This is a genomic window from Pseudonocardia sp. (assembly GCF_050250275.1).
Taxonomy (GTDB): Bacteria; Actinomycetota; Actinomycetes; order Mycobacteriales; family Pseudonocardiaceae; genus Pseudonocardia.
The window spans coordinates 1-14,922 of the sequence record NZ_JBFWOY010000060.1 but is presented as its reverse complement, the minus strand read 5'-3'; the positions used below and the strand labels follow the sequence as shown (position 1 = coordinate 14,922).

Sequence of the window (14,922 nt, the reverse complement as noted above, 5' to 3'; positions counted from 1 at the left end):
TGGGCGGGACTCGCGCTCACGAGCGTCGTGACCGACGCCGTCGGCTGAGGACATTCGTCCATGACCGGCGGCCGAAAGGCCGTTCCGTCGCGGGGGCGGGGCGGGCATGCTCGGTGATCGGCCGAGCAGGGAGGTCCGGGCATGGGCGGAACGACGAAGCGGTCGGCGTGGGAGATCGTGCTGGCGGTGCTGCTGATCCTCGGCGGCGCGTTCCTGCTGTCCAACGCGGTGGCGGCGACCTTGCTGTCGATCCTGCTCATCGGCTGGACGATCCTGGTCGGCGGCGTGCTGCTCGTCGTCCGGGCGATCATGAAGCGCGAGTCGGCGGGCGTGTTCTGGTCGGCGCTGCTGGGCGGGGCGGTCCTCGCGGTCCTGGGGCTGGTCGTGCTGCGGAATCCGGTCGTGGGGGCGGCGACGTTGACGTTGCTCGCGGGGGCGATGTTCCTCGTCGTCGGCGGGGTGCGGGTCGTGCTGGCGATCCAGGTGCCCGGCCACCGGATCCTGCTCGCGATCTCCGGGCTGGTCTCGCTGGTCATGGGCCTGATCGTGCTGTTCAACTTCACCGCGGCCACGCTCACGCTGCTCGGGATCCTGCTGGGCATCCAGATGCTCGGCGAGGGGATCGTGCTGCTGCTGGCCGGGCGGATGGCCCCGCGGGGCACCGGCGGCCGGGCGGCTGCCGGTACCCCGGTCGGGCCGGGCGCTACGTCCGGTACCTGAACAGGATGCGGCCCCGGTTCAGGTCGTATGGGCTGAGCTCGACGAGGACCCGGTCGAGCAGCACGATCTTGATGTAGTTCTTCCGGATCTTCCCGCTGATGTGGGCGAGCACGGTGTGCCCGTTGGCGAGCTCGACGCGGAACATGGCGTTGGGCAGGCAGTCGACGACGGTGCCCTCGATCTCGATCGCTCCGGCCGCCTTGGTCATGCCTCACGCTCCAGGAAGACCGTTCCGCCGACCCGCTGCGCGCCGACGCACTCGAACAGCGCCGCCGCGGCGGTGTTGTGCTCGTCCACCTCGGCCGTGACGGTCGGGATCCCGTTGCGGTGCAGGGTGCCCAGGGCGTCGGTGAGCAGGGCACCGGCGATCCCGCGGCGGCGTTCTGCGGTGCGGACCGCGACGAGCCCGATGCGCGCATGCCGTCGCCGCGACACCACCCGGATCAGCCCGACGTACCGGCCGGCCGCCTCGGCGACTGCGTAGCGGGCCGGGTCGAGGGGAGCACCGGGAGGCACCTCGACCGGCATGGTGTCCCAGCCGGCGTCGGCGTCGACCTCGGCGCGGACGGCGTCGTACAGCTCCCGCAGCGCCGACACGTCCGCCGATCCGGGCCCGAGGATCGTCACGTCGGCAGGTGTCCGGCTCCCGACGGGCCGGCCGGTGGCGACGACGTACTCCCGTTCCCGGCGCCGCAGGGTGAAGCCGGCCCGTCGCCAGCGGTCGGTCAGGTCGTGGTCGCCCTCGTCGACCATGGTCTGCAACGGGCCCGGCAGGTCGGCCGGGACGGCCGTCGCGAGCAGGTCGAACACGGCGCCGTGCCAGGTGTCGATCGAGACGAAGGTGCGGCCGTCGGGCCGGCGGAAAGCCTCGGCCCGGCCGACGACGTCGCCGTCCTCGACGGCCTGCCATTGCAGGTCGCCGGCCCGCTCGACCGTGGCGTGCGTGCCGACGGTCGGCGGTGCGCCCGCGCTGAAGTGCGGTGAGTCCATGGGGATCGCCCTCTCGGAGTGCCTGTGGGGGAGGCGCTCCTGGCGACCATCGTCAGTCGCCCGATCGGGACGGAGACGGGAGCACCCACGTGTGTGCAGGGAACATGGGTGTCACCTCCGACGGCCGGGTCGCGATCGCGGGCACGGTACCAAGGCGGGTACCGGTGTCCGCCACCGATTTTCCGCCGCTGCCCGGTGCAGCTCAGGGCGCGAGCACGGCCCGGCCGACGACGCGGCGTTCGTCGACGGCCCGGTGCGCGCGGGCGGCGTCGGCGAGCGGGAAGGTTTCGTGGACGGGCCGGACACCCCCGCGGGCGACGAGGTCCATCGCGCGGGCGAAGGTCGCGGCGCGCGTGGAGCTGGAGCCGGTGATCACGGCTTCCTTCCCGAACACGAATGCCGGGTAGAGGCTGATCCGCTCGCGCTGCAGCTGGCCGGTGAACACGTACCGGCCGCGTGGGGCGAGGGCGCGGAAGCAGCCGCCGAACAGGTCGGGATGGCCGACGTTGTCGAGCACCACCTGCGGCCCGCGGCCGTCGGTGAGGTCGGTGAGCCGGGCGGCGAGGTCGCCGTCGGCGGTGACGACGACGTCGTCGGCGCCGTGGGCGGCCAGCAGCGGCGCCTTGGCGCGTGACGACGTCACGGCGACGACCCGGGCGCCGAGCGCGGCGGCGACCTGCATCGCGTGCAGCCCGAGCCCGCCTCCGGCCCCGGTGACGACGACGGTCTCGCCGGCCCGCAGGTGGGCGACGTCGTCGAGGGCCTGCAGGCAGGTGCCGACCGCGCAGGACGTGATCGCGGCGTCGGCGGACGCGACGCCGTCGGGGACCGCGAGCAGGGTGTCCTGTTCGAGGGCGACGTAGTCGGCGCCGCCGCCGTAGACGAAGGCCTTGTCGGGGCAGGAGAACTCGTCGCCGTCGGCGCAGGCGGCGCAGCGGGTGCAGGTCGTGAACTGCTTGCACGCCACCCGGTCGCCGACGGCGAACCCGGGCACGTCGGCCCCGACCTCGACGACCTCGCCGGCGATCTCGTGCCCCAGGACGGCGGGGAGGGGGACGCGGGTGAGGCCGGCGCGGTCGGCGGAGTCGTGCCCGCACACCCCGCACGCGTGCACGCGGACGACGACCTGTGACGCCGCGGGCACCGGGTCGGGCAGGTCGACGTACTCCAGCACCTCCGGGCCGCCCGGCGCGGCGAACGACACCGCCCTCACGATCAGACGATCGCGTAGGCGTTGGCGGGGCTCCCGACGCCGCGGGGGACGGGCAGCGCGCCGGAGGTCAGCAGGAACTCGTATCGCCCCGACTCCGCGCAGTACGCCGACAGCTCCGGCAGGTGGAACAGCTCGCCGACGACCATGCCCAGCAGCGGGATCAGCCGCCGGTGCTGGAAACCCTTCACCCGGTCCACGGGGAGCATCTCGACGGCCAGGTTGTCGGCGGCGATCCCGGTGATCCCGTTGTCCCACAGCCATTCCGCGGTTTCCCGGGCGCCGTCGAGGCCGGGCATCGACATGCCCCCGTTCATCGAGCCGCGCTGTTCGAGGCGGCGCTCCCGCGACTGCGCGCGGTACCACTCGAGCCAGCCGGTGCGCAGCACGAGGAAGTCGCCGGGACGGAACTCGATACCGTCGGCGCGGGCGACCTCGTCGAGCAGCGCGCCGGTGACGGCGAACGACTCGTCCCCGGCCAGCGGGGCGCCCTGTCGTTCCCGGTAGCGGGCGACGTCGACGAGCACGCCGCGGCCGATCGGGCCGCGCCGGGAGAACCGGTCGATGCCCAGGTCGTCGGAGGAGTCGAGCTGCTCCTCGCTGCGCCCGCCCCAGTAGCCGTGGTCGCGGAACTTGATGTGACGCAACCCGTCCCATTGCGTGGAGTACTGGAGGTAGAAGTTGTCGAGCTTGTCGTCGCGCCCGACGTCGAGGGTCTCGACGGTCTGCCGGTACGGCTCGCGCGAGGCGAACAGGCCCGGGTCGGGCTCGTCGAGGCGCAGCGACAGGGGAATGATCCGGCCCTCCCGCACGAGCCGGGTCGCGGCCAGCACCTGCTCGGGGCCGATGCGGTTGAGCGAGCCGAGCTCGTCGTCACGCCCCCAGACGTCCCAGGCGTGCCGCTCGTCGGTGCCCTCGACGAACGGCAGGTCGGCGAAGCGGGGGATGTCGGTCACGAGCCCTCCTGAGAAACGTCGCGGGAATCGTCGCGGAGCACGAAGCACAGCACCCCGTAGCCGTCGTCGGTCGAGAGGTAGGCGGCTTCGACGGGGGTGCCGTGCAGGGGTGGGGCGTCGGGGTCGCAGAGGATGCGCCCGGGCAGCCTCACGCCCACGAGGTCCATGTCGACCTGCGCGCTGACCAGCGGGACCTCGCCCGCCCACAGCGGGTCGCCGGTGGCGCGCCGGACGGTGACGGCGGCGGAGACGGTGCCGGTCGTCGCCACGTCGGTCCAATCGTGGTCGAAGCTCCCGCACCGCCAGCAGACGGGCCCGAGCGGGAACCTCACGGTGCCGCAGGCGGTGCAGCGCTGCAGCTGCAGCCGGCCCTCGCCGAGCCCGCGCCAGAACGGCTCGGTCTCCGGATGGACGACGGGGGCGGGGCCACGATGCGCGCCGAGCTGACGCAACCGCGACATCAGGGCCTCGTTCCGTCGGAAAGCATCATCGAGTGCGAAGTCATCGGGTCAGGATCAGGGAGTCGCCCCACGGCGTCGTCCACTGCAGCACCTCCGCCCCCGCGATCTGCCGCGGCCCGCACTCGCCGCGCAGCTGCCGCACCATCTCGACCAGATGGTTGTAGCCGCCGAAGTGCCCCTCCGACAGCAGCCCGCCGTTGGTGTTGGCGGGCAGCGCCGCCCCGACGCCCAGCCCGTGCGACGCGATCCACTCCGGCGCCTCGCCCTCACCGCAGAACCCGAAGCGCTCCAGCGTCATCCACACGTTGCTGGAGAACGAGTCGTAGACGTAGAGGCCGTCGACGTCGCCGCGGCTCACCCCGGCCATGTCGTAGACCGGATGGTGTTCGGGGCGCAGCGGGGTCTCGTCGGCGAACCCGACGCCGAGCCCCGGCCGGGAGAACAGCACGTAGCTGTCACGGTTCGATCGGATGCTCTGCGCGCCCGCCACCCGGACGGGACGGGTGCGCAGGTCGGCCGCCCGGTCGGCGGCGGCCAGGACCAGGCACGTCGCGCCGTCGTTGGCCAGCGAGTAGTCGCAGCGCCGGAACGGCCCGGAGATCACGGGTTCGCGCAGGTAGGACTCCTGCGTCAGCGGCTTGTCGCGCAAGATCGCCATCGGGTTGAGCTGCGCGTTCTCCCGGAACCCGATCCCGATCCGCGCCAGGTCCTCCGACGAGGCGCCGTAGCGTTCCATGTAGCGCTGGGCGACGAGCGACGTCGCCGCACCCGGGGTGTCGACGCCGTGCACCGACCACTCACCGTGCCCGCCGCCGGTGTCGCGCAGGCCTTCGACGGTGCCGTGCCCGCCCAGCCCGCCGAGGTGGCGGGCGTAGCCGCGGCCGTTGGTGACGGTGTTGGCGATGGCGACGACGTCGGCCAGCCCCGCCATGATCGCCAGCGACGCGTGCGCGACCAGGCCCGTCGACCACCGCCCGTGCGCCCACGCCTGGTCGACGTAGCGGCAGTCCAGCCCCATGACGGCGGTGAACTCCTCGTAGTCGACGCCGGTGGGGGAGCCGTGGGCGGTGGCGAAGCCGTCGACGTCGGCGCGGTCGAGCCCGCAGTCGGCCAGCGCCGCCATGAACGCCTCGGCCTGCAGCCGCATCGGGCTGCGCCCCAGGTCGAACCCGAACTGCTCGCTGGTGCCGACCCCGACGACGCACACGTCGGTCCCGCCCAACCTCATCCGTGCCCTCCCGGTCCCGGCGCGGCGCCGAGTCTCGTCCTAACACAGCCGCGGCGCCGGACCTGAGCGGTTTCGCGATCACGGAGCCTGCGGGCGACGGCCGAATCCGGAGGTACGGTCGTTGTGCCGCAGGGGATGCCGCCGAAGGCCCGCGTCCCGGACGCCGCGGGAGGTGCCGATGTCCGACCAGCCGGTCGCCGACGCCCCCTGGGCGCGTCCCGTCCCGGTCCCCGACGACGTGACCGCCCCGTTCTGGGCGGCGGCACGCGAGGGCAGGCTGGTCGTGCAGCGCTGTGCGGGCTGCGGGACGTTCCAGCATCCGCCGCGGTCGCGGTGCACGTCGTGTGGTGGCGAGCCGGTGTTCACCGAGGTCAGTGGCGACGCGACGCTGGTCAGCTGGACGACGGCGCACGACCCGGTCGTCCCCGGCCGCCCACGCGGGCCGGCCCCGGTGGTGATCGTCGTCGTCGAGCTGGTCGAACAGCCCGGGCTGTGGCTGGTCTCGGATGTGGACGAGCCGGCGGAGCTGAGGATCGGTGAGAACATGCGCGTCGCCTTCGACGCCACCGCAGGCGACCAGGTGCTCCCACGGTTCCACCCTGTCGAGGATCCCTCGTGACCTGGGCGAACCGGTGCGCGGTCGCCGTCGCGGGGGTGGGGTTCTCCGCGGTCGAACGGCGCACGTCGACTCCGCTGGGCCGGTTCGCCGACGACGCCGCGGCCGCCGCGATCGCCGACGCCGGGCTCACCCCCGAGGCCGTCGACGGCCTCGCGACCTACCCGACGCCGCCCTTCGAAGGCGCGGCGGCGCGCAGCGGCGAGGACATGGTCGACGTCGAGCACTTCCTGCAGGCGCCCTGGGCGCGCGGCGTGCGCTGGTACTCCCAGGCCGGCGAGGGGATGATCACGACGTCGGTGCGCGACGCCGTCCACGCCCTCGCCGCGGGCGCCTGCACCACGGCGCTGGTCTGGCGGGCGATGTACGTGCCGCCCGGCACCTACGGCACCCACGCCGGCACCGCCGGCGGCGACGCCGCGTTCGCCGCGCCCTACGGCTGCGCGGGCGCGATCCCCTGGCACGCCCTGGCCTACCGCCGCTACCTGGAGCTCTCCGGCGGGCGGCGCGAGGCGCTGGGGGCGCTCGTCGTCGGGCAGCGGGGCAACGCCAACCGCAACCCGCACGCCGTCTTCACCGACCGCCTCATGACCGCGCAGGACTACGCCGGGGCGCGGATGGTCGCCGACCCGCTGTGCCTGTTCGACTGCGACGTGCCCGTCACTGCCGCGATCGCGCTGGTCCTGACGACGGCCGACCGCGCCCGCGACCTGTCCCGCCCGCCCGTGTACGTCGCGGCGGCCGCGCAGCAGACCACGCGCCGCGAGCACCGGCTGCACTACACGATGGGCGACCACATCGCGGCCGGGACACCGCTGGTCGACGAGCTGTGGCAGCAGTCGGGCCTCGGCCCGGGCGACGTCGGGACCGCCCAGCTCTACGACGGGTTCGCGCCCTCGGTCCTGTACTGGCTGGAGGCCGCCGGGTTCTGCGGCCGGGGCGAGGCGCTCGACTTCGTGCAGGACGGGCGCGTGGCCGTCGAGGGGAAGTTGCCGGTCAACACCGGCGGCGGCAGCCTCTCGCAGGGCCGGATGCACGGCATGGGCCATCTCGCCGAGGCCGTCCTGCAGCTGCGCGGGGAGGCCGGTGAGCGGCAGGTCGCCGACCCGCGTGCGGCGCTGGTGCTGGTCGGGTCGCCGATGCTGCGCGGCGGCGGGGTGCTCCTCACCTCGGAAGAGCTGTGAGCCTGCTGCTCAGCGTTCGTTCGGCTCGACGACGCCGGGCTCGGCCGACGCGTCGTCGGTGGGTGCGTTCGAGCGTCCCGGGAACAGCACCGACAGCCCGATGCACACCACGCCCAGCGTGATGTAGGTGTCGGGGAGGTTGAACGTCGCGAACCAGCCGGTGTGGAAGTAGTCGGCGACGGCGCCGTCGACGGTGCGGTTGACCAGGTTCGTCGCGGCACCCGCGACGACGGCGGCGAGCCCGATCAGGCCGAGCATCGTGACGTCGGCGGCCGCGATCCAGGCGTAGACCGCGATGGCGAGGGTGATCGCGCACGTCACGGTCACGACGACCCACAGCGGCAGGTTCGAGCCGAAGCTGAACGAGACGCCGGTGTTGTAGAACAGCCGCAGCTGCAGCAGCCCGAGGTCGACGGTGCCGCCGTCGGACAGCGCCGCCTCCACGGCGATCTTCACGACCCAGGCGATCGCCGCGAGTCCGACGGCGACACTCACCAGGATCGTGCGTCTGCGCGCGGCCGACCGCGCCTTCTTGGCCACGCACCCATCATGCCCGCTCCCGGGTCATGCCCGTCCGGCGAGCCGCTCGAGCACGGTCACCGCGGCAGCGGTCCCGTCCTCGGCGGCGAGCCGTGCCCCGAGCCCCGTCGCGGCGGCCACCCGCGGGGGCCGCAGCGCGTCGCGGATCGCGTCGGTGAGCGCGGCCGTCGTGAGCTTCTCGCGGGCGATCGGCGCGGGGCCTGCGCCGAGGGCGGCGACCCGGCGGCCCCAGAAGAACTGGTCGGAGAAGAACGGGACGACGACGGTCGGCCGCCCCGCCCGCAGCCCGGCGGCGGTGGTGCCGGCACCGCCGTGGTGGACGACGGCGGCGACGCGGGGGAACAGCCAGCGGTGGGAGACGTCGTCGACGAGCAGGACGTCGGGATCGTCGGCGGCGGCCAGCCCGCTCCAGCCCGACAGCAGGAGCACGCGCCCACCGGCCCGTCGCGCCGCGGCCAGCGCCGACCCGGCGAGACCGCGGGCGTCGCGGTCGGGCATCGAGCCGAAGCCCACGTACACCGGTGGCGGGCCCGCGGCCAGGAACGCGGCCAGCGCGGCGGGCGGCTCGTAGGACGGGTCGTCGGGCGCGGTCCAGTAGCCGGTGACATACACGTCCGGCGGCCAGTCGCCGGGCGTCGGGACGACGACGGGGGAGTAGCCGTACACCGTCGGCGGCCGCCGGCCCACCGGCCACGTCGACGGCGGACCGGGCGGCAGCTCCGGCAGGCCGCGGGCGCGGCGCTGCGCGGTGAGCGTCGGCAGGAACGCCTTCCACAGCAGCCGATCGGTGAGCCGCCACAGCGGACGCCGCAGGAAAGCGGGGGCGTCGCGGACGCCGGGTGCGCCGGTCGGGCCGAACGCCCGCGTCGGCGTCTGCGGCTGCAGGTGCGCGGCGACGGCCTTCGCGCCGACGATCTCGGCGACCGTCGGGCCGATCGCGGCGAGCGTCGCGAACACGACGAGGTCGGCGTCGCGGCTCGCGTCGACGGCGGCGGGCAGTGCCTGGTCGAGCGCCGGGCCGACGACCTCCGACATCCGCCGCGTCACGGTCAGCGGGTTGCGCGCGGTGAGCATCGCCTGCCCCTCCGGGCTCGCCAGCACCGCGCGCGGGTTGCCGGGCAGCGTCGCGAACTCGACGCCGGCGGCGCAGACACCACGGGCGAACTCGTCGTGCGTCGAGAGCCGGACCTGGTGGCCCGCGCGACGCAGCCGGACGCCCAACGCGAGGAACGGGTCGACGTCCCCACGTGAACCCACCGCCAGCAGTGTGATCCGCATGACAATGATCCTTCCGGACCCGCCGTCGCGCTGCGTCACGGACCCGGCCAGGTTGCGCCGGTCGGGCGGATCCGGAAAACATGACCGGACGGGCGAAGGTGGGACGGAAGGGGACGAGGTGGCTCGGAGCCGGGTGGCGACGCTGGTCACGATGCTGGCCGTGGCGGTCCTCGCGCTGACGGGCTGCACGGTGGCGACCGCGGGGACGGGTGTCGCCGAACGGGCCGACCGGCCGCTCACCCCCTCACTGGAGGGCACGGTCTGGTCGGGCACCGACTCCGACGGCCGCTACTACGTCTTCCGCTTCAAGGCCGGCTCACGGCTCGCCTACACCAGCCCGACGGGCACGTTCGACAAGTCCAGCGACACCTGGACCCAGCGTGGCGCGACGATCACGCTCACCTTCAACAGCGGCTACGCCGTCTACAAGGGATCGATCATCGGCAACGACATGGGCGGTCGCGCGTCGAACGTCGTCGGTAAGAAGTGGGAGTGGTCGGTCCGCAAGCAGTAGCCGCCACTTTCTCCGGATCGGCCCTCGTCGTCCCGGCCGCGAGCGGTTGGACTGATGCCATGGTCATCGATGCGGCGGCGGCCGCGGGGATCGCGGCGGTGGCACTGGGGCTCGTCCTCACGCCCGGGCCGAACATGCTGTACCTGGTGTCGCGCAGCATCACCCAGGGCCGCCGCGCCGGTCTCGTGTCGCTGCTGGGCGTCGCGGCCGGGTTCGGGGTGTACCTGGTGGCCGCGGCGGCGGGCGTCGCGTCGCTGTTCGCGGCGGTCCCGGCGGCCTACACAGTGCTGAAGATCGCGGGCGCGGCCTACCTGCTGTACCTGGCGTTCCGGGCGCTGCGCCCGGGTGGCGACGCGGTGTTCGCCGCGAAGGAGCTGCCCGCCGACCCGACGTGGCGGCTGTTCACCATAGGGCTCACGACGAACCTGCTGAACCCGAAGATCGCGGTGCTCTACGTGGCGTTGCTGCCGCAGTTCGTCGATCCGGCCGGGGCGCCGGTGTGGGAGCAGAGCCTGGCGCTGGGGGTGGTGCAGATCGTCGTCGCGCTGACGGTGAACGCGCTGATCGTCTGCTCGGCGGCGACACTGGCCCGGGTCCTGGGCGGTCGGCCGTCGTGGGTGCGTCTGCAGCGTTGGCTGATGGGCGCCGTGCTCGGCGCCCTGGCGCTGAAGCTCCTCCTCGACCGCGCGCCCGCCCCGACGGCGCCCTGACAGCCTCCCGCCGAGTTCGACACCAGACTGGTTCGATCATGCTCGGCACCAGTCTCCCGCCGAACTCGGCGAGGTCGGTCGGGAGGCTCAGAACTCCGGCAGCCACTCCTCGGCAAGCGCCCGGGCGGCGACGGTGCAGTCCAGCTGGGCCAGGATGTTCGTCCAGCCCGAGAGCACCCGGACGATCAGCATGTGCTGCGGGGGCAGCGCGAGCGAGCGGAGTGCCTTCCCGCGCAGGTCGAGGACGCGCGAGCCCTCCTGCGCCATCCATGCCCGGTGGAAGCGGAAGGTGTCGGTGCGCAGCGGGTCGGCGAGCGCGCCGATGTAGCGCAGCACGTCCTCGGCAGGGACGTCCCCGCCGACGAACCCCTCCGCCAGCATCAGCCGCATCATCTTCGCGGGCTCGGCGTCGGCGACGTGGCGCAGGATGCGGGCCAGCACCGGCGGGAAGCCGTCGGGAAGGTCGGCGACCGCACCGAAGTCGATCATCGCGAGCCGGCCGTCGGACAGCACCATGAAGTTGCCCGGGTGCGGGTCGGCGTGCAGCAGCCCCACGCGCTCGGGGGACGAGAACATCGTCTCGATGATCGTGTGCGCCCACTCGTCGCGCAGGGCCTGCTCGCGGGCGGTCGCCGCGGGCCGGGCGGTCATCGTGCCCAGCGACACCCCGTCGAGCCACTCCGACACGATCACCTTCGGCGCCGACGCGACGACGGCGGGCACGTGCAGGTCCGGGTCGCCCGCGTAGGCGGCGGCGAAGCGGCGCTGGCGGTCGGCCTCGGCGCGGTAGTCGAGCTCGTCGAGCATCCGGTCGCGCAGCTCCCGCACCAGGGCCTTCGCGTCGAGTGCGGGCACGATCAGCGTGAACAGCCTCGAGAATCGCTCGAGGGTGCGCAGGTCGGCGTCGAGGGCGTCACCTGCGCCCGGGTACTGGATCTTGACGGCGACCTCGCGCCCGTCGGCCCACACCGCGTGGTGCACCTGGCCGACGCTCGCGGCCGCGGCCGGGGTGTCGTCGAAGGAGCGGAAGCGGCGCTGCCAGTCGCGACCGAACTGCTCGGCGAGCGCGGCGTGCACCGTCTTCGCGGGCATCGTCGGACCCGCGGACTGCAGCTTGGCCAGCGCCCGCTGGTAGGGCTCGGCGATCTCGGCGGGGATCATCGAGTCGTACACCGACAGGGCCTGGCCGATCTTCATCGCGCCGCCCTTGAGCTGGCCGAGCACGGCGAACAGCTGCTCGGCGTTGCGCTCCATCGCGCTCGCCGAGACCTGCTCCGCGTCGGCGCCGGCGAGACGCCTGCCCCAGCCGGCGACGGCCCGGCCGCCGAAGGCCAGGGGCAGCGCGGCGATCCGGGCCGAACGGGCCATCGTGCCCATCGGGATACCGGCAGCGGGGACCTCGCAGGACGCCGTGTTCGTCATGAGGAGAATCGTGCCGACGCGAGAGCCCCACGTCGTGGGGGATGACCCCGAAGTCGGGGTGTGGCCACCCTCCCTCTCGTGGGGGAGGGCCACCCTCGGGTCACCCCTACACGGCCAGCATCTCGGCGAGCTTGGTGACTGTGTTCCAGTTCCGTCCGGTGACGGTCACGCCCCACTTCTTGGCGACGAACGTCGCCACGTCGGGAGCCTTGAGCACGCCGTCGGGGCACCACTGGTAGATCACGCGGTCGCCGAGACGCGCCCGGTCCGGGTCGAGGGCGACGGCGTCGAACTCCTTCACCGTGGCCGCGGACGGCGCGTCGGAGAGGAAGAGCGCCATCATCCGTGAGCCGTTGTCGGCGACGTCGGTGAACGGGTGCGCCGCGATGATCGCGTCGATCTCCGCCTTCGTGACGACGACGACCTTGATGGCGACGCCGTACTCGGACTCGAGCGCCTTCTCCACCTTCGCGCCCACCTTCGCCGGCGTCGTCCGGGAGGCGCCGACGACGGCGTTGCCGCTCTGCAGGTGGGTGCGCACGTCGTCGAACCCGAGGCTCGTCAGCAGTTCGCGCAGCTCGGCCATGGGGACCTTGCGGTTCCCACCGACGTTGACCCCGCGCAGCAGCACCGCGTACTTCGGCATCGGCGCAGACTAGCGCCGGGCCGATCACCTGCGCCGATCATCCGGGCTGATCGTCCGTGCGGCTCAGACGACTCCGCGCTCGTGCAGCCCGCCGATCTCCGCCGACGACAGCCCCAGCCGCTCGGCCAGCACCTCGTCGGTCTCGCGGCCCAGCAGCGGCGACGGCCCGGCCGGCCCGTGGGTGCCGTTCCAGCGCAACGGCGTCCGGGCCGCGACGACCGCGCCCGCGCCGGGCACGACCTCGTCGGACAGCACGGGGTAGGTGCCCTTGCGGTGCGCGGCGACGACGTCGGTCATGCCGCGGTAGGCGCTCCACAGCACCCGGGCCTCGTCGAGCTCCCGGCTGGCCTGCTCCAGGCTGCGCGCGGCGAACCACGGCCGCAGGATCGCCGCGATCGTCTCCCGCAGCCGGTAGCGGTCGGTCTCCTCCGTGAGGTCGGCGCCCAGCGCCGCTTCGAGCGCGGAGAAGACGTCGCCGGTCCCGGTGACCGTGCACAGCGCCTTCCACTGTCCCTCGGTGAGCGCGACGACCATGACGCGCTCGCCGTCCTTGCAGAGGAAGTCGACGCCGAAGCTGCCGTAGACGTGGTTGCCGTGGCGCGGGCGGTCGTGCCCGCTCGCGGCGACCTCCGAGAGCCAGCCCATGTCGGCGACGCCGGTCAGCGCGACGTCGGCCAGCGCGATCTCGATGTAGGCGCCGCGGTCGTGGCGGTCGCGGTCGCGGAGGGCGGCGAGCACCCCGGTCGCGACGGTCATGCCGGTGATGAGGTCCCACGCCGGCAGCACGTGGTTGACCGGCGCGCCGCCCTCGGCGGAGCCGGTGATCTCGGGCAGCCCCACCTCGGCGTTGACGGTGTAGTCGACGGCCGGGCGCCCGTCGGGGTGGCCCTGGACGCGGACGTGGATCAGGTCGGCACGGCGCTGCGTCAACACCTCGTTGGACATCCACCGCCTGCCGACGATGTTGTCGACGAGCACGCCCCGGTCCGGGCCGGGCGCCGTGATCAGCGCGACGACCAGCTCGCGGCCCTCGTCGGAGCGCATGTCGACGGCCACGCTGCGCTTCCCGCGGTTGAGCGCGGCCCAGTAGTAGCTGTCGCCGCTGGGTGCGACGGGCCAGCGTTTGTGGTCGTTGGCGCCGCCGAGCGGGTCGATGCGCACCACGTCGGCGCCGAGGCGCGACAGCGCCAGTCCCGCCGTGGGGCCCGCGACGAAGCTCGCGCACTCCACGACCTGCAGGCCCTCCAGCGGTCGGACCGTCATCGCACCTCCCGGTTGCCGACGCGCCCGCGTGGCACGCCACGGCGAACGGTAGTCGGGCGGGGGAGGCCGCGCGTGGGCCGCCGCTCGCCGCGCTGCTCCGACCGGCGGATTGCCCGATGGCCCGTTGGGGGTGAGGCTGGCCCTACCTCTGGTTGGCGGGCGGTCCCCACTGATTCGGGGGCGTCGATCGAGAAGTATCGACGTCGGTCGCCGCCACGAGAGGGGAGCGCGAGGGTGGACGTCGTCTCGATCTGCACCGTCGTGCTGCACAGCCCGTGGCTGCCGCTGGCGCTCGTCGTCCTCGTCGCGCTCGACGCCCCGTTCCCGATGCTGCCCAGCGAGACGATCCTGATGACGGGGTACGCCGCGGCGTTCGCCGACCGCGACTTCGGCGCCGTCGCCCTGCTGATCCTCGCCGCGTTGCTGGGCTGTGTGCTGGGCGACCTGCTCGTGCACACGCTGGGCCGGACGTCGACACGGCTGGTGGCCCGGCACGTCGAACGCGCCGGACCGGTCGCGCAGTGGGTGACGTCGACGATGCTGACCCGGCCGCTGGTGGCGCTCGTCGCGGCCCGGTTCGTGCCGAGTGGTCGGCTCGTCAGCACGGCGATCGCGGGCCGGGTGGGGCTGTCGGTGCGCCGGTTCGTGCCCTGCTCGCTGGCGTCGTCGTCGGCGTGGGGTGTGTACATGCTGGTCGCGGGCCTGCTGCTGGGCCCGGTCGTGGCCGACAGCCCGCTCGTCGGCCTCGCGGTCGGGGCCGGCATGGCCACGGTGACCGCTTCCGCGTTCGGCATCTACTACCGGCTGCGGATGCGCCGGCTGCGGCGCGAGGCGCTGGCGGCCGAACCCGGAACCGCGGATTTCGTCGCTGCGTGACACTGCCCGTCCGGGATCTTCTCTTCGTCCGGCCCGCGGCGAATACTTGATCGCATGTCGACGATGACGTGGGTGGCCGAGGTCGGCGAGGACAACGCGCGCTAGCTCGCCACCGAGAGCCGCACCGCCCGCCTCGCCCGTGAGTACCGGCCGGTGGACATCGGTGGGGGCCGGATCGAGCTCAACGCGCGTGGCCTCGGGGCGATCCGAGAGCTGGGCGAGGAGGAGGTCGGCTTCATCTCCGTCGAGGGCGAGGGGTTGAGCGTATGGATCGGCGACGACGCGTTCGAGCTGGAGGTCGTCGTGTT

General features: G+C 73.5%; 17 protein-coding genes. 6 read left to right on the top strand and 11 right to left on the bottom strand.

Annotated features, from left to right (window positions below):
• Window positions 1-141: 141 nt before the first annotated feature.
• Window positions 142-720 (top strand): DUF308 domain-containing protein, encoded by a 579-nt coding sequence (locus tag AB7F12_RS31090; RefSeq protein ID WP_428502106.1) that lies wholly within the window; start codon window positions 142-144, stop codon window positions 718-720.
• Here AB7F12_RS31090 and infA read toward each other — a convergent pair.
• From infA to AB7F12_RS31060, 6 genes are all read right to left on the bottom strand, one after another.
• Window positions 704-928: a translation initiation factor IF-1 gene (infA, locus tag AB7F12_RS31085; RefSeq protein WP_296144492.1), complete on the bottom strand. Its 225-nt coding sequence runs from the start codon at window positions 926-928 to the stop codon at window positions 704-706. The two genes, AB7F12_RS31090 and infA, sit on opposite strands and share 17 nt — an antisense overlap.
• Window positions 925-1,710, bottom strand: coding sequence for an N-acetyltransferase family protein (locus tag AB7F12_RS31080; protein ID WP_428502107.1), 786 nt, complete (start codon window positions 1,708-1,710; stop codon window positions 925-927). Before AB7F12_RS31080 ends, infA begins: the two co-directional genes overlap by 4 nt.
• A 202-nt stretch (window positions 1,711-1,912) precedes the next feature.
• On the bottom strand, window positions 1,913-2,923 hold the full coding sequence (locus tag AB7F12_RS31075; protein WP_428502108.1) for an alcohol dehydrogenase catalytic domain-containing protein: 1,011 nt from the start codon (window positions 2,921-2,923) through the stop codon (window positions 1,913-1,915).
• 2 nt (window positions 2,924-2,925) lie between these two features.
• The gene (locus AB7F12_RS31070; RefSeq protein WP_428517086.1) at window positions 2,926-3,876 is read right to left on the bottom strand and encodes a cyclase family protein; all 951 of its coding nucleotides are present in this window, start codon (window positions 3,874-3,876) and stop codon (window positions 2,926-2,928) included.
• Window positions 3,873-4,337: a Zn-ribbon domain-containing OB-fold protein gene (locus AB7F12_RS31065; RefSeq protein ID WP_428502482.1), complete on the bottom strand. Its 465-nt coding sequence runs from the start codon at window positions 4,335-4,337 to the stop codon at window positions 3,873-3,875. Before AB7F12_RS31065 ends, AB7F12_RS31070 begins: the two co-directional genes overlap by 4 nt.
• A gap of 40 nt (window positions 4,338-4,377) precedes the next feature.
• Complete coding sequence (locus AB7F12_RS31060) at window positions 4,378-5,565, bottom strand: thiolase family protein (RefSeq protein ID WP_428502483.1); 1,188 nt, start codon at window positions 5,563-5,565, stop codon at window positions 4,378-4,380.
• A gap of 178 nt (window positions 5,566-5,743) precedes the next feature.
• On the opposite strand from AB7F12_RS31060, the gene AB7F12_RS31055 reads away from it, so the two are divergent.
• Both AB7F12_RS31055 and AB7F12_RS31050 read left to right on the top strand, forming a co-directional pair.
• Window positions 5,744-6,184, top strand: coding sequence for a Zn-ribbon domain-containing OB-fold protein (locus AB7F12_RS31055; RefSeq protein ID WP_428502485.1), 441 nt, complete (start codon window positions 5,744-5,746; stop codon window positions 6,182-6,184).
• Window positions 6,181-7,365, top strand: coding sequence for a thiolase C-terminal domain-containing protein (locus AB7F12_RS31050; RefSeq protein WP_428502486.1), 1,185 nt, complete (start codon window positions 6,181-6,183; stop codon window positions 7,363-7,365). Before AB7F12_RS31055 ends, AB7F12_RS31050 begins: the two co-directional genes overlap by 4 nt.
• 9 nt (window positions 7,366-7,374) lie before the next feature.
• Here the strand turns inward: AB7F12_RS31050 and AB7F12_RS31045 are convergent, their stop codons facing one another.
• Both AB7F12_RS31045 and AB7F12_RS31040 read right to left on the bottom strand, forming a co-directional pair.
• Window positions 7,375-7,905 (bottom strand): signal peptidase II, encoded by a 531-nt coding sequence (locus AB7F12_RS31045; RefSeq protein WP_428502487.1) that lies wholly within the window; start codon window positions 7,903-7,905, stop codon window positions 7,375-7,377.
• Window positions 7,906-7,929: 24 nt separating this feature from the next.
• Entirely contained in the window at window positions 7,930-9,183 is a 1,254-nt protein-coding gene (locus tag AB7F12_RS31040; protein ID WP_428502488.1) for a glycosyltransferase, read from the bottom strand.
• A gap of 118 nt (window positions 9,184-9,301) precedes the next feature.
• Here AB7F12_RS31040 and AB7F12_RS31035 point away from each other — a divergent pair, with 118 nt between their 5' ends.
• Both AB7F12_RS31035 and AB7F12_RS31030 read left to right on the top strand, forming a co-directional pair.
• Complete coding sequence (locus tag AB7F12_RS31035) at window positions 9,302-9,697, top strand: hypothetical protein (protein WP_428502489.1); 396 nt, start codon at window positions 9,302-9,304, stop codon at window positions 9,695-9,697.
• A gap of 59 nt (window positions 9,698-9,756) precedes the next feature.
• Complete coding sequence (locus tag AB7F12_RS31030) at window positions 9,757-10,407, top strand: LysE family translocator (protein ID WP_428502490.1); 651 nt, start codon at window positions 9,757-9,759, stop codon at window positions 10,405-10,407.
• 87 nt (window positions 10,408-10,494) lie between these two features.
• Here AB7F12_RS31030 and AB7F12_RS31025 read toward each other — a convergent pair whose 3' ends face one another.
• The 3 genes from AB7F12_RS31025 to AB7F12_RS31015 all read right to left on the bottom strand — a co-directional run bounded on the left by AB7F12_RS31025 (window position 10,495) and on the right by AB7F12_RS31015 (window position 13,738).
• Complete coding sequence (locus AB7F12_RS31025; protein ID WP_428517084.1) at window positions 10,495-11,829, bottom strand: ABC1 kinase family protein; 1,335 nt, start codon at window positions 11,827-11,829, stop codon at window positions 10,495-10,497.
• A gap of 106 nt (window positions 11,830-11,935) precedes the next feature.
• Complete coding sequence (locus AB7F12_RS31020) at window positions 11,936-12,475, bottom strand: DUF1697 domain-containing protein (RefSeq protein WP_428517082.1); 540 nt, start codon at window positions 12,473-12,475, stop codon at window positions 11,936-11,938.
• Window positions 12,476-12,538: 63 nt separating this feature from the next.
• Complete coding sequence (locus tag AB7F12_RS31015; protein ID WP_428502479.1) at window positions 12,539-13,738, bottom strand: CoA transferase; 1,200 nt, start codon at window positions 13,736-13,738, stop codon at window positions 12,539-12,541.
• Between the two features lie 234 nt (window positions 13,739-13,972).
• Between AB7F12_RS31015 and AB7F12_RS31010 the strand changes: the two genes are divergently transcribed.
• Entirely contained in the window at window positions 13,973-14,614 is a 642-nt protein-coding gene (locus AB7F12_RS31010) for a DedA family protein (protein WP_428502478.1), read from the top strand.
• Window positions 14,615-14,922 lie beyond the last annotated feature (308 nt).